General features: G+C 37.7%; 10 protein-coding genes. 6 read left to right on the plus strand and 4 right to left on the minus strand.

Annotation, left to right across the window (positions count from 1 at the left end; all coding sequences use genetic code 11):
* Window positions 1-36: 36 nt before the first annotated feature.
* Complete coding sequence (locus ASJ81_RS03410; RefSeq protein WP_095643252.1) at window positions 37-1,347, minus strand: NAD(P)/FAD-dependent oxidoreductase; 1,311 nt, start codon at window positions 1,345-1,347, stop codon at window positions 37-39.
* A gap of 185 nt (window positions 1,348-1,532) precedes the next feature.
* Window positions 1,533-3,074: an FAD-dependent oxidoreductase gene (locus tag ASJ81_RS03415; protein ID WP_095643261.1), complete on the minus strand. Its 1,542-nt coding sequence runs from the start codon at window positions 3,072-3,074 to the stop codon at window positions 1,533-1,535.
* 324 nt (window positions 3,075-3,398) lie between these two features.
* Between ASJ81_RS03415 and ASJ81_RS03420 the strand changes: the two genes are divergently transcribed.
* Window positions 3,399-4,622, plus strand: coding sequence for an AAA family ATPase (locus ASJ81_RS03420; RefSeq protein WP_095643253.1), 1,224 nt, complete (start codon window positions 3,399-3,401; stop codon window positions 4,620-4,622).
* A 271-nt stretch (window positions 4,623-4,893) separates the two neighbouring features.
* Here the strand turns inward: ASJ81_RS03420 and ASJ81_RS03425 are convergent, their stop codons facing one another.
* Window positions 4,894-5,301, minus strand: a complete 408-nt coding sequence (locus ASJ81_RS03425) for a DUF1699 family protein (protein WP_095643254.1) — start codon at window positions 5,299-5,301, stop codon at window positions 4,894-4,896.
* Window positions 5,302-5,914: 613 nt separating this feature from the next.
* On the opposite strand from ASJ81_RS03425, the gene ASJ81_RS03430 reads away from it, so the two are divergent.
* The 3 genes from ASJ81_RS03430 to ASJ81_RS03440 all read left to right on the plus strand — a co-directional run bounded on the left by ASJ81_RS03430 (window position 5,915) and on the right by ASJ81_RS03440 (window position 9,377).
* Window positions 5,915-6,808, plus strand: a complete 894-nt coding sequence (locus ASJ81_RS03430) for a NosD domain-containing protein (RefSeq protein WP_170943171.1) — start codon at window positions 5,915-5,917, stop codon at window positions 6,806-6,808.
* Window positions 6,809-7,714: 906 nt separating this feature from the next.
* Entirely contained in the window at window positions 7,715-8,212 is a 498-nt protein-coding gene (locus ASJ81_RS03435) for an inorganic diphosphatase (protein WP_095643256.1), read from the plus strand.
* Window positions 8,213-8,906: 694 nt separating this feature from the next.
* Window positions 8,907-9,377 carry an MEDS domain-containing protein gene (locus ASJ81_RS03440; RefSeq protein ID WP_095643257.1) on the plus strand — a complete coding sequence of 157 codons (471 nt, stop codon included), beginning with the start codon at window positions 8,907-8,909 and terminating at the stop codon, window positions 9,375-9,377.
* On the opposite strand, the gene ASJ81_RS03445 is transcribed toward ASJ81_RS03440, so the two are convergent.
* Window positions 9,362-10,373, minus strand: a protein-coding gene (locus tag ASJ81_RS03445; protein ID WP_095643258.1) for an IS630 family transposase whose coding sequence is annotated in 2 segments (ribosomal slippage) — window positions 9,362-9,890 and window positions 9,889-10,373 — 1,014 coding nt in all. Because the reading frame shifts where the segments join, the coding sequence is not laid out codon by codon here. The two genes, ASJ81_RS03440 and ASJ81_RS03445, sit on opposite strands and share 16 nt — an antisense overlap.
* A gap of 213 nt (window positions 10,374-10,586) precedes the next feature.
* Between ASJ81_RS03445 and ASJ81_RS03450 the strand changes: the two genes are divergently transcribed.
* Together ASJ81_RS03450 and ASJ81_RS03460 are read left to right on the plus strand one after the other, a co-directional pair.
* Window positions 10,587-12,026 (plus strand): sensor histidine kinase, encoded by a 1,440-nt coding sequence (locus tag ASJ81_RS03450; protein WP_245859757.1) that lies wholly within the window; start codon window positions 10,587-10,589, stop codon window positions 12,024-12,026.
* Between the two features lie 754 nt (window positions 12,027-12,780).
* Window positions 12,781-13,743, plus strand: a 963-nt coding sequence (locus tag ASJ81_RS03460) for an IS4 family transposase (RefSeq protein WP_095643260.1), incomplete at its 3' end; no start/stop codon positions are given.

Here is a 13,743-nt window from a genome sequence, read left to right on the forward strand (position 1 = left end):
GGGAGAGGAATATGAAAATATATACCTCTAGTTGCGTTAACCTGCCGAAGCTAGGCTATATACTGCTACCTTATCCTTCCCTTTTTCAATAAGGACTCCCTGATTTGGTTCGACTCCGGAGATATCCTCCTGAACAATTGAGACCTGTTTAGATCTTGAAGGATCATATACCTCAGTCCAGGGATTATCCCTTCCAAGAATCATATCCGTAAGGATCATTGCTGCAGCAGTGCCTGTTGTCATACCCCATTTTCGGAATCCGGTTGCCAGATAAGAGTGTCCACTGTCAGGAGTGAGTCTTCCAATCAGCGGTATGCCGTCATCAGGCATAACGTCCTCTGTCAACCAATAATAGTCAATAGACCGTACACTATAGATCGACCTGGCCCATGCCTCAAGATGTCTACAATGCTCATGGGTTGGATTTCCATGACCTGTAGGATGCCCGTCACCAACTACAAGTACCAGTTCACCTCCTTCTGCAGGCTGGGAGCGCAAGGACCTGGCCGGTTTTTCAGCGTTAATAAACATCCCGTCCGGAAACTTCTCTTCAATGCGTACTCCAAGCGCATATGACATTGATTGAGATAACTTATCGGATAATCCTCCAGGATTATCAACAATAGGAAAATGAGTTGCCTGAATGATATTGTCAGCTCTTACGGTTCCCCTATCAGTTTTCAGTACTACGGGCTCTCCTCCTTCTATTCCAAGTGCCCGTGTTTTTTCAAAGATATAGCAACCATTTCCCTCAATCTCTCTGGCGAGTGCACACAGGTACTTTCGAGGATGAAATTGGGCCTGGTGATTGAAGCGGACTGAGCCATATGTTTCAATAGGCAACGGCACACTATCTTCAAAAGAGGCTGGGAGTCCCAGGCTTCTGGCTGCCCGAACTTCATCTAAAATATCCTGCGCAGAATCTTCAGACCCAGCATAGACATATGCTGGCTTGTGGGCAAAATCACAGGATATATCCCACGAACGAACTATATACTCAATTTTCTCGATTGCTGCCTGGTTAGAGTCAGCATATTGTTTCGCCTGGTCTCTTCCTAACTCGGAGATAAGTCTATTATATATCAAGCCATGCTGAGATGTTATTTTTGCAGTCGTATAGCCAGTAACCCCTTTTATTATCCTATCTGCTTCAATCAAGGCGACTGACACTCCTGCTTGCTTTAAAAGAAAAGCTGAAGTAATTCCGACAATTCCTCCCCCAATTATTGCCACATCAACGCGAACATCTCCTGGAAGAACAGGATAGTTTGAGTCAGGGGTAGTTGCCAGCCAGTATGATTCTGCCCTGCCAGGCAGATTATAGCCAGTGTTCACTCTGTCTGTCATATGGATCCTCTCATCTTTATTCTCACTATTCTAAGAGCTCAAGAACCCCCTCATTGCCCTCTTATTGATATAGGTGAACGATTAGTAGAGCACTGTTTCACCCAATGCTTTGCCCAATGTTTCGTCCAGTTTCACCCAGTGTTTCGCCCAATATAACTGTGCGTCTCTGTACAGGTACTGGAATATTACTCCTTCACTTTCTTTTCGGGAAGTCCATATACTGCAGGACTTTTAATTACTTCTCCTGTTGCGTTATATCGAGAACCATGACACGGACAGTCCCATGTATTTTCTGCATTGTTCCAGGAAACAATACATCCCATATGCCTGCAGGAAGGATCAAGCTTATGAAGCACTCCTGCGTCATTCCTGTATGCAGCAACCTTTTCACCCTCGATTTTGACAATTGCACCTTCCTCTGGCAAAATCTGCGAAGCTTTTTCATGAACTGGAACTATCCTATCTCCCACAAGGCCTTTAGTCGCTTCAGCAACCTGTGAAAAGAAAGTTTTAGCCGATTCAAGAGGTTTGAATCGCGAAGGATTATAGACTTCTTCCCAGGGATTAGCCCGCCCAAGGATCATATCTGTAAGAATCATGGCTGCAACCGTACCTGTGGTCATGCCCCATTTCCTGAACCCTGTTGCAATAAACAGGTTTTCGTTGTCTGAGGTTAGCCGGCCAATGTAAGGAACGTGGTCAACAGTTATGACATCCTGAGTCGACCAGTGATAATCGATAGAATTGACAGAGTAAACTGACCTAATCCATTTCTCGAGGTTTCTATAGTGGTCAATTTCATTCCCTTCTCCAGTCCTGTGTCCTTCCCCTGATACAAGTATTAACTCATCTTCTCCGGCAGACTGGGAACGTAAAGATCTGACAGGTTTTTCGGCACTAATAAACATTCCTTGCGGAAAAGGCTCTTCAATACGAACCCCTAGCACGTATGAACGAGACTGATAAAGACGCTGGAATAACATTCCTGGTTTATCGTGAATTGGGAAATGTGTTGCCTGAATAACCTTGTGTGCTTTAATGGTTCCCTTATCTGTCGTTATAGTTACAGGGCTATCTCCTTCAATCTTCAATGCCCTCGTCTTTTCAAAAATATGACACCCATCTCCATCAATCTCCCTTGCAAGGGCACATAGATATTTTCGGGGATGGAACTGCGCCTGATTACCGAAGCAAACTGCACCGTATGTTTTAAAAGGTAAAGGCAAGTCAGCTTTAAATGAAGCCGGAATCCCAAGGTTCTGAGCGGCATCAACCTCATTCCGAATATCTCCAACTGATTCTTCAGAGCTTGCATAAACATAAGCCGGCTTACGGACAAAATCACAGTCGATGCCTTTTGAACTTAAGATAGAAGCTATCTTTTCTATGGCTGCCTGATTGGATTCTGCGTACTGCTGTGCCTGTTGTTTTCCAAACTTTGAAATCAAGCGATCATAGATCAGTCCGTGCTGAGATGTAACTTTTGCAGTTGTGTGACCTGTTACTCCTGTAATAATAAGATCTGCTTCGATCACTGCCACAGACGGCACTCCTGCTTCCTTTAAAAGATAAGCAGTTGTAATGCCCACTATTCCTCCCCCTAAAATTGCCACATCCACGTGAGTATCTCCAGAAATAGGAGGATAACTGGACTCAGGCGTGGTTGCTATCCAGTAAGATTCTGCCTTTCCAGGCAGGACATAATCGGTTTCATTGTGGTTTGTCATATCTTTCACCATTGAAATCTGAAGGAGCCCTGCATACCTGAGTCTTTCTTATGGTACCAGTTAAGCATCAAAACTCCAGGAATTATCTTGTATCTCGTAAACTCCCTATCCACGATTTTCCCCTGTACCTGCTTGAGAAAAGATACCATAAAATTATCCAAATAAATATTATAAAAATCAATAGTAATATTAACTCAGGTATCATTTCGCAGGTAAAAACTAAAATATAAAACCAGAAGATCTGAAATCAAAGTCAGGAGACGGGATTAATAGTTAAATATGAGACAGACTGTTGAAATATGATATAGACTGTTGAGGTATGATATGAGGTATCTGGTATTTTTGAGAGGAATACCTGGCTCCGGCAAGTCAACTTTTGTCAGAGAAAATAAACTTGAGCCTTATACCATCTCTTCAGACAGTGTCAGGCTGCTTATTAAGCCGCCTGTACTTTCCATTACCGGAAAAACTGTAATCTCTCAGAAAATCAATCGTCGGGTCTGGGGACTTATTTACTCTCTCATTAAATGCCGTATGGAGGACGGTGATTTCATAGTTCTCGATGCGACAAATGCAGGAAATGCAGATATTGCGAAGTACAGGAAGCTTGTCAGAACTTACAGATACTCAGCTATTTGTGTTGATTTTTCCGAGGTTCCCCTTGAAATTGCAAAGGAGAGAAACCGGAAAAGGCCTGAGTATGAAGTTGTGCCTGAAACTGTAATTGACGAATTGTACTCCATAATAAACAGGCAAAAGGTGCCGTCATTTGTCACGGTAATAAAGCCGCAGGAATTTCATGAAAAAATTCAATACAAGCCTACTGATTTTTCTAACTACAGAAAGGTCCACAATATTGGGAATATAGCTGGGAATTACATGGCTCTTATGCAATATCTTGCATGCGGGTTAAATGACAGTGACCTGTATATCTTCCTTGGAGATTACATAGGCAGTGGAACTGAAAATACTAAGAATACTGAAATTATTAAGTTCCTGATCTCCATTATGTGCAGGAATAATGTAATTCTGCTTGAAGGAGACCATGAAAAAAGTTTTTGCAGGCTGGCAGAAGGCGGAGAACGAAACCATGTCTCCGAGTTTGCAGATACCTGGTACGATGTGACAAAAATAGAGCAGTCAGGCATTACAAAAAATAATGTTCTTGACTTACATAAGAAACTAAAACCATGTGTTTATTATAAGTTTTATAATAAACGCGTGCTTGTAACTCACGGAGGGCTTAACAGCCTTCCTGAAAATCTGGTTTTTGTCGGAGCCAATCAGATGATTAACGGCGTAGGAGAGGCCAGTGATGCGTATCTGGTCGCTGAAAGTTTTAATAAAAATACGAATGAGAACACTTACCAGGTTCACGGCCACAGAAATCCGGAAAATATTCCAATTGAAAATGGAAGAACTTTCAACTTGTGCCCTGAGAAAGAAGGTTTCCTGAGAATTGTTACACTCGAAAGAGATAGGTTTCACAGCCAGAAGATCAAAATTCAAAAGCTTACTTTTGAACAGATAGAAGACTCAAAGATTTAAAAACTCAATTAAAAAATCAGTTAAAATTTTCAAAAATAAAGGTGAAACGCTACAGTGACAAAAAGAAAATGCTCCTGTTGAATTCCTTGAAGTAGGAATTACAGGCTAAATTTTAGTCCATGGAACTTTATAGAGCTTCTATGAAAGAAAAACTTAAGCTGGAGACCAAGGAATAACATGAATCCTTGAAAGGCCTGAAAATTTTCGGACTATTTTTGAGTGCGGTCAAATCTCCAGTGAAAAAGTTTCAAGATATCCGATATGTATCAACTCAGGCAGGAGCTTCCTTGTTCATGATATAAGCAACCATTTCAGGGTTAATTTTGCTTTCCCTTGAAACCTTTGCTTCAATATCTTCATTTGATTTACCTTCAATTCTCATTTCTTTTATTCTTTCAATAACCGAGGACGGAACTGTGTAGTATTCGTTAATATCTTTCCTGTGACCCCATACATCACCTTCGATAAGCTGGATTTTTTGCATCTCAAGGAACATCTCTATGGACTTTGAGATTGTGCCCATGTAGGATTTAGGTAACTGGATCACATCAATTTTAGGGCAGGTTTCAACCAGTCCAAATACATCCTTGTTCGAAGGCCTGAAAGCCAGGTGAACAATGCGTTCATTAGGATTCAATGTAAAGATTTCTTCTCTTGAGCTAACGACTCTGATTTTCATGTTTTTCCCCCACTGTGAAATTTTTATGTTTTTTATTGATAGAAGCTACTTTCACTGACTATAAATATTTATCTTACAGTTCAGTTATTTTTTATAAAGTTATCTGGTTCTCTTGCTTCCGTAATTTCCTACAATTAAACTAATGAATAAGCCAGCTGAAAGAATCGATAATATTAAAGGCTGGATTTAGCCAGCTGGGATGATTGTTAGATTAAAACTGAAACTGCTTAACAAAAATATAGTAAATAATAAGTAGTTAAGATTATTTAAAAAAATATTAGTATATATGCAGGGTAGATAGGAAAAATTATATATTATTTTATATCTTACAGACTGAAGTCGTTATATATGATGAACTGTTAAGTTCTCATGTACGACGGACAGCTCAAAGTGTTTATCTTTGTTAATAAAGTACTGTAGCTCAGGTAATAGTCAAATATGTTTAAAAATACAAATATTTGATTATTATATACTTGAAAATTAACTAAATTCTGGATAAGTAGTTATTTGAGAATCAACTAAATTCTGATAATAAGCAAGTCTTTGAGATTAAATCAAAGCGAGTAAACTAAGAAACTTTATCAATACCAAAGAACTTTATCGGGGTTTTGTCTTGCGGGAAACAAAAAAAATTATATTGATTATATTAGCAGTATTGCTTTCACTTCAAGCTATTACTTGCAGCGCTTCTGCTAAAACTATTTATGTAGAGCCTGGAAACTCGATTCAAAAAGCAGTAGATAATTCTCATTCTGGAGATACAATAATTGTAAAACCTGGAACATACAGTGGAGACATTAAGATCTCAACTGCGAATATAACTATAGAGTCAAGCAGTCCATATAAAGCAATAATTAAAGCTAAAAACAATGCCTTTAATATTTATGAAAGTAACGTTGTAATAAAAGACTTTGACATAAGAGGCCCAGGAAAATCTTCAGGTATTTGTTTCTCGTTTGACCGTATTGAAGGTACGAATGGCGCTTTTTACTGTACGGTTCAAAATAACAAAATATCTAATTTTAGTATGGCTGCAGATATTGGTTTTTATATGAACAGCGGAAGCGAGTCTATTCTTAATAATGAGATTTACAACTGCGAAACAGGAGTATATGCCTTTGACCTTATGTTTCAAACCATAACAGTTAGTGGAAATAAAATTACAAACTGTGATAATGGACTATATCTTGTTGATGCTCCATCTACCATTACTAATAATATGTTTAACAATACAGTGAATGTGAATTTTGATACTGGAGCCGTAAATATCCTCAATACTACGAAAACAACTGGAGGAAATATAGTAGGCGGCCCTTATATTGGTGGTAACTGCTGGGCAACCCCTTCAGGTAGGGGCTTTTCACAGACGCATTCCGATAAAAACAGAGATGGTTTTGCAGACGAACCTTATAAATTGGAAGGTTCTGGTTATGTTGATTATCTACCACTTATACCGTCGAAAGTCTCAATTCTCAATTTTTCGAACCTTTCTGCCCAGGAAGAGTAACTTTGAAAAATACAGGTTACTGATAAAAAAGTGAAAAAATGTTAAAAATGAAAATGCCAAATTGAATGCAAATTAGAATGGTAAGTAAGATTAGAGGATCAAGTATTAAAAACAGATATCGAAGATCCTTCTTACCTTAAGGACTTTTCCTTAACGATACTTGTAATAAAAGCAAGATTTGTGATTATATCTTGCCTTATTTTTTGAATAATCGTGTTTTTACCAATTAAAACTGATGTCATTTCAGGTATGGCAGATTAAGATAGGGAACCAATACAATTTTAAGAACTAAAACCTGAAAAACAGAAAACACTTTTCTAACATAGCAGTATTTATTTTTATATAGAGTCTTTTTATTGAGAATCCTTTTATTGAGAATCCTTTTATTGAGAATCCTTTTATTGAGAATCCTTTTATTGAGAATCCTTTTATTGAGAATCCTTTTATTGAGAATCCTTTTATTGAGAATCCTTTTATTGAGAATCCTTTTATTGAGAATCCTTTTATTGAGAATCCTTTTATTGAGAGTCTTTTTTATTGAATGCCTTTTAATTCATCAATATTAGCAAACTCCCATGATGACTTTCTTCCGCATTTTACGGAAAAAGCATGCAGCATGATTTTAGTGACTGCTTTGTTACATTTGTGCAATGCCAAAAATCAGGTGAAGGTAACTTCTTGTAGACATAGAGTTTTCCATATTACCCTGTCAGACTCTTCCAGATCTAACAAAAGGATAAAAGAACACCTCAAGTCTATTTTTTCGGTCTCTCTTTTCATATTAATAAAATTAAACTCATGAGGTCATATTTTAATAGTATGACCCTATCAGGGGACATAGTCCATGAACTCACAAATAACTTGCATTATAAAAAACAACGATAGGAGTAAAAAGGTAGTGATGGTATGACGGAAAGACAGGTTGAAAGTGTGCTTATCGAGATTCCTAAAGGAAGCCGGAATAAATACGAATATGATAAAGAGAAGAAAGTAATTAAATACGACAGAATGCTTTTCTCTTCAATGGTATATCCCTCTGATTATGGTTTTTTCCCTGATACCCTGGCACTTGATGGCGACCCTTTAGATGCCATGGTTTTAACATGGGAACCTACTTTTCCGGGCTGCGTAATAGATGTACATCTTGTGGCACTATTTGATATGGAAGATGATAAAGGAAGAGATCAAAAAATACTCTGTGTTCCAAAGAATGACCCTATGTGGAATTATATTGAATCAGTGGATCAGGTTCCACCTCATCTATTTAAGGAAATTACTCACTTCTTCCAAACCTACAAGAATTTAGAGGAAAAACGCGTAAAAGTTATCGGTTGGAAAGACCTGGAAACAGCAATCACTGTACTTCAGGAAGCAAAAGATCGATATATTGAGCAAAAGAAATAAGATCATCAGTAAGAGGGTTTAAGCTAGAACTACAACTTATCCAGCTAAGTAACCCTTAAAAATTTAGCAGACTTAAGGTCTTGCCTGTGCTCAGAGACAGATAGTTCTCATTGATATGGTTAAGTCCTCCTTACTGATTCAACTCCCTCATTCCTTGTCTTTGACCACTCTATCTGTCGATCATGAACCATTTTCAGTAACAAATCTTATGCTGCTTCAGAAAAATTGCAGTGTTCATGCTAAAACCACCCGCCTGGCTGCTCTGGTACTACAATTATCCTTTTTTTATCCCCAACGCTCTGAGAATTATCTGAACGGCTTCTTCAGCTGGAATTACGTCCTCAGAGACTTTCATCTCTTCATGAACCGGATCCCATAATAGGCTTGTTCCAGATACGTAAAGCGACAGCTACAGGACATGTAACTGAAAAATGAATACCTTCTTCCGAAAACTCGTACCGTATATTTTCTTTACAGGTAGCTCATGGATAATGAATTTTATGAGTATGCCAGTACGATAGAGGAGTATTTATAAGATTGTTTTTATATAATGAGAACTTTATATTGTTACTCAATTATAAAAATGACTTCTGAAAAAAGAATTTTGACCTATTTTGAGCTAGGGAAAACATTAAGTGAAGCAGTATATTGAGAAGAGAAATTTTTGACTTTACACCGATTATCAGAGAATATTATGAGAAACGGTAATAGAACTTCAGGTATTGATATTATTGGGGATTTACGTTGGGGAACACACTTCTGTCAGTTCTACAGGACAAAAAAAGATTTAATGGACATACTTATCCCTTATTTCAAAGCAGGACTTGAAGATAATGAGTATTGTTTATGGGTCATATCAAAACCTGTAGAGGAAGAAGAAGCAAAAGAAGCCTTGAAAGCGGCTATTCCCGATATTGACGCTTATTTAGAAAACGGGAAAATCGAAATTGTTCCCTATCCTTACTGGCACGCAGAAGAAGACGTTTTAGATCCACAAACGCTATTAAACTACTTGACTGAAAAAACCAGTAAGGTTCTCGCCAGTGGATACGATGGTTTGAGATATAGTGGAAGCGACTTTTTTGGTCATGAAAAATTACTGGGTTCTGCTATAGACAGGTACTCGATTATAGTTCTTTGCACCTATAGTCACCACTTTAAATAATGCGACATTTTGTGTGTGAATGTATGCTTCCCCCAATATTCATCGAGTTCCTCTTTTAGTTCTTTAACATTTTTGAATGATATTATTGACGTTAAATCCTCTCTTGTTATTTTCCAACAAAATTCTGTTGGGTTCCTATCTGGAGTAGCAGGAGGAAAAAGCAGTATTTTCAACCAATATTTGTTTTTTCGAAAGAATTCCCTTGATTTTTCTGATTTATGCCATGGAGCTCTGTCCATAGTAATAAATATTTTTCTTCCTATGTCTTTTTTAAACTTTATTAATGATTTTAAGAAAGAGTCCGTATTCTTTTTAGTTCCTAAATCATACCAATAAAAGTCTCCGTTTTCAGTATAGAATCCTCCAATGTTGATTTTATCTTTTGAACCGCTTATAAATTTAACAGGTTTAGAGCCTTTTATTGCCCAACATTTTGATCTGTTTGAATCTACGTAAAAAGTGCTCTCATCCTGGGTGACGAATAAATAGTTAGGATTTAGGAGTCTTTTTTTTTATTTCAGTAATAAATTCGTTTGTTAATGCCTGATTTCGCCTTTTTGATTGGGGTCTACATGTAACTCTACTAAATCCTAAATTTTTAATAATTTGTCTCATTCTTGATTTGGAATAAGATATTCCAAATTTCTCTTTGACAAACTGAATTGCATCTTTTGTTTGCCAACCACGAGAAAAACCATCGTCTGTTGGGATAGGTTTTGATAATGCTTCCCTTAATTCAGAGAGTTGCTCTGCACTTAAAAAAGACTTTACTCCTCGACCATGTTTGCATTTAAGGCTGGACAAACCTTCTTCTTCAGCTCGCTTCATCCAACGATGAACTGTTGAACGGTGAACTGAAAAATCTTCTGCAACTTTAGCTGGGCTCAAACCATTTTTAACCAATAATAACACTTGAAGTCTGAACTTCTCATTTTTGTCACAGGAACGACAGATAGCTGTAGTAATATCAGGAGTAGTAAACATCTCTAAACTCATAACTGCAATAATATAATCATATTAAATATATAAATGTTGCATTATATTAAGAGTTGACTATATCTAATTGACAAATATGGTGCAGTTGAGATTCTGGACATTGTTGCAAACCACCCGTTTGCTTTGACTAAAAAAGAAGGTAAATGGGAGAGAATAGAAAGTTCCTGTCAGAAAAATAATAGTGAATGCAAGCAAGTTGAGGAAGCTCTGAGTATGAGTGAAGAGCGATTTCGTACTCTGGTGACGGCCAGTTCAGAAATGGTATACCGCGTGAACCCGGACTGGAGCGAGATGCGCTATCTCTACGGTCGGGGTTTTCTTGTCAACACGGAAAGCCCAAATCGTAATTGGCTTCAGGAATATGTTCCTCCGGAAGATCAGCCTTATGTGATGGCCGTTATCAGTGAAGCTATCCGGACAAAGAGCACTTATGAACTGGAACATCGGGTCCGGCTAGCAGACGGCAGTTTGGGATGGATTTTCTCGCGTGCGGTTCCCATGTTGGATGTATATGGAGAAATTGTTGAATGGCTTGGTACAGCCAGCGACATCACAAAGCGCAAAAAAGTTGAAGCTGAACTGAACGACACACTCGACAATTTAGATAAGCTGGTTAAAGAACGTACAATAGAACTTCAGAAAGCTTATGATTCATTGAAAAAGAGTGAAAAAAGTCTTGCAGAAGCTCAAGAAATAGCTCATCTTGGAAACTGGGAACTGGACTTCATAAGCAACGAGTTTCATTGGTCTGATGAAATGTATCGTATATTTGGACTTAAGCCGCAAGAATTGAAAGTAAATTACGATATCTTCTTAAGTTACGTGCATCCAGATGATCGAGATCGTGTAGATAACGCTGCTAAAGAGGGATTAAACGGAAAGCCTGCTGACGTTAATTTCAGGATAATCATAGCAAATGGGAAAGAACGCATAGTCCATGCGAAATCTGAAATTGTTTTCGATGAAAAAAAGAACCCTGTTAGGGTCATAGGTACAACTCAAGATATAACAGAACATAAAAAGACAGAAGAAGCTCTGGCAAAGGTAGAACAAACCCGTATAAGGGAAATTCACCACAGGATTAAGAATAATCTGCAGGTAATCTCATCTTTGCTTGACCTTCAATCAGAAACATTCTTTAACCGTGAAACTTGTAAAACTCCGGAAGTTGTTGAGGCCTTTAAAGAAAGTCAGGATCGTGTAGCTTCAATGGCTCTTATTCACGAAGAGCTGTATAAAGGTGATAATATCGATACCCTTGACTTTGCAGATTATCTAAATAAATTAACTGAAGATCTTTTCAGTTCATATAATCTTGGAAATAAAAGTATTGGATTGAAATTGAACCTTGATCAAATTTATCTTGGCATGGATACTGCAGTCCCTCTTGGGATTATTGTAAACGAACTGGTTACAAACTCTTTTAAACATGCTTTTCCTGTAGGAAGGAAAGGAGAAATCAAGATAAATCTTCACAAGAGTGAAACTTCTACCCGAGTGAATGGGATTTCCAGTCAAGATGAAGGTTGCAAAGATAATTTCAATTACATATTAGAAGTATCAGACAATGGGAAAGGAGTTTCGGAAGAGATAGACACTAAGAGTTCAAATTCCCTTGGGTTCCAGCTAGTAAACTTCTTGTTGAACAAATAGACGGCTGTTTAGAAATTAAAAGCAATAAAGGTACGCAATTCACTATATGGTTTAACAATATCGGAATATAAAGCCACTGTTTCAACTTAAAAAAGACAGTTATTTGATAGCCAGCAACCTTTGCTTATAAGCATCAGTGTTCCCATTATCAATTGTTCAATTAAAAGATTAATGATCAAATGATATCGATAGGAATACTTACCCATCTGACTTTCAGGTTCTCTCAATTCTCTCCAGTTACTTTTTTGTAATTCTTCGTAAATCTCTTTATTTAAATTCGGCAAGCCACTTTTAGTTTTTATAACATTCCTGTCCTTAAGTACTTTCCAGTGCATATAAATTTATTTTAGAATGCAGATTATTCACATTTACGAGAATTCGGGATCGATCTCCTAAGAAGCCATTTCAGGATTTTCAGTGGTTGTAAGGCCTTTTTTCTGATATTGACCTGCTAGTTAGCAGGTTGAGGAGAGTCAATCATTGCTTTCCTGCGAAGATGAAACCGGTTATCAGGGTTATATGAGCGTTTAGTCGGTCATTTATATATAAGGTTATACATTAAAACAGTGTTATTAAAAGTACTTTTTTTGGACATCTTGCTGTACAAGCATTCTAGTATATTCATAGGATTCACAAAAAACCTGAATATTGCAAGCCGATGAATTAAAAGATACTTCATTGGTCATCGGTTAAGCACTAAATTCCTTCTCTTGAAGATGTTTTTATATGACAATACCTTAACACATGTATCTCTATGTCTCCTCGTCCCCCACCTACTCTTGAAGACTCTCTTCGGGAAATGTTTCCCGAAGAGTGGTTAAGGCAAACTGCCAAAGAAACTGGTCTTATAAAACGTGAGCGCAAAATTGACCCTGTCATCATCTTTTGGGTTTTAACTCTTAGTTTTGGCGTACGCTTGCAGCGTACACTTTCCAGTTTGAAACGAGAATATGAAACTGAGTCCCATAAAACCATAAGCGATAGCAGCTGGTACTATCGTTTTACTCCAGAACTAGTTGAGTTCCTGCATCAGTGCGTAATTCACGGCATAGAAGAACTTGCAAAAGAACCTGGTAGAAAACTTAGCAAGAAGCTCGAAAACTTCCAGGATATTGTCATTCAGGACAGCACAATTGTTCGTCTTCACTCTTCTTTATCAGATAAATTTCCAGCAGCAAGAGCAAGAACAGTAGCTGCTGGAGTAAAAGTCGGAGTTATGGTAAGTGCGGTTGCTAACGGCCCTAAAACCGTTGCTCTGTACTCCGAAAAATCAGCTGAGATAAAAACATTGAAAATCGGTCCCTGGATCAAAGACCGTATTCTCCTTGTTGATCTTGGTTTCTACAAAACTCAGATGTTTGCAAGGGTTGAAGAAAATGGGGGGTATTTCGTTTCAAGAATTAAAAAGAATATGGATCCTGTTGTTGTTTCAATAGAGGAAGGAATGCCTAAAACAAAGTGCAAAGATTTCATAGGGAAACCTATTAGTGAGTGCATTAAGCAACTTTCTGGAAAAGATATTGATGCAGTTGTAAAAATAGCATTCAAAAGAAGAGAATATAAAGGCAAGCAAAAACAGGATGAGATGAATGTACGTCTTGTTGCAGTATATAATGACGAGGATGAAAAGCACCACATTTATATCACAAATATTCAGAAAGAGATTTTGAATGCAAAAGATATTGCAAACTTATATGGAGCAAGATGGGACATAGAA

Source organism: Methanosarcina spelaei, from assembly GCF_002287235.1.
In the GTDB taxonomy this organism is placed as follows: Archaea; Halobacteriota; Methanosarcinia; order Methanosarcinales; family Methanosarcinaceae; genus Methanosarcina; species Methanosarcina spelaei.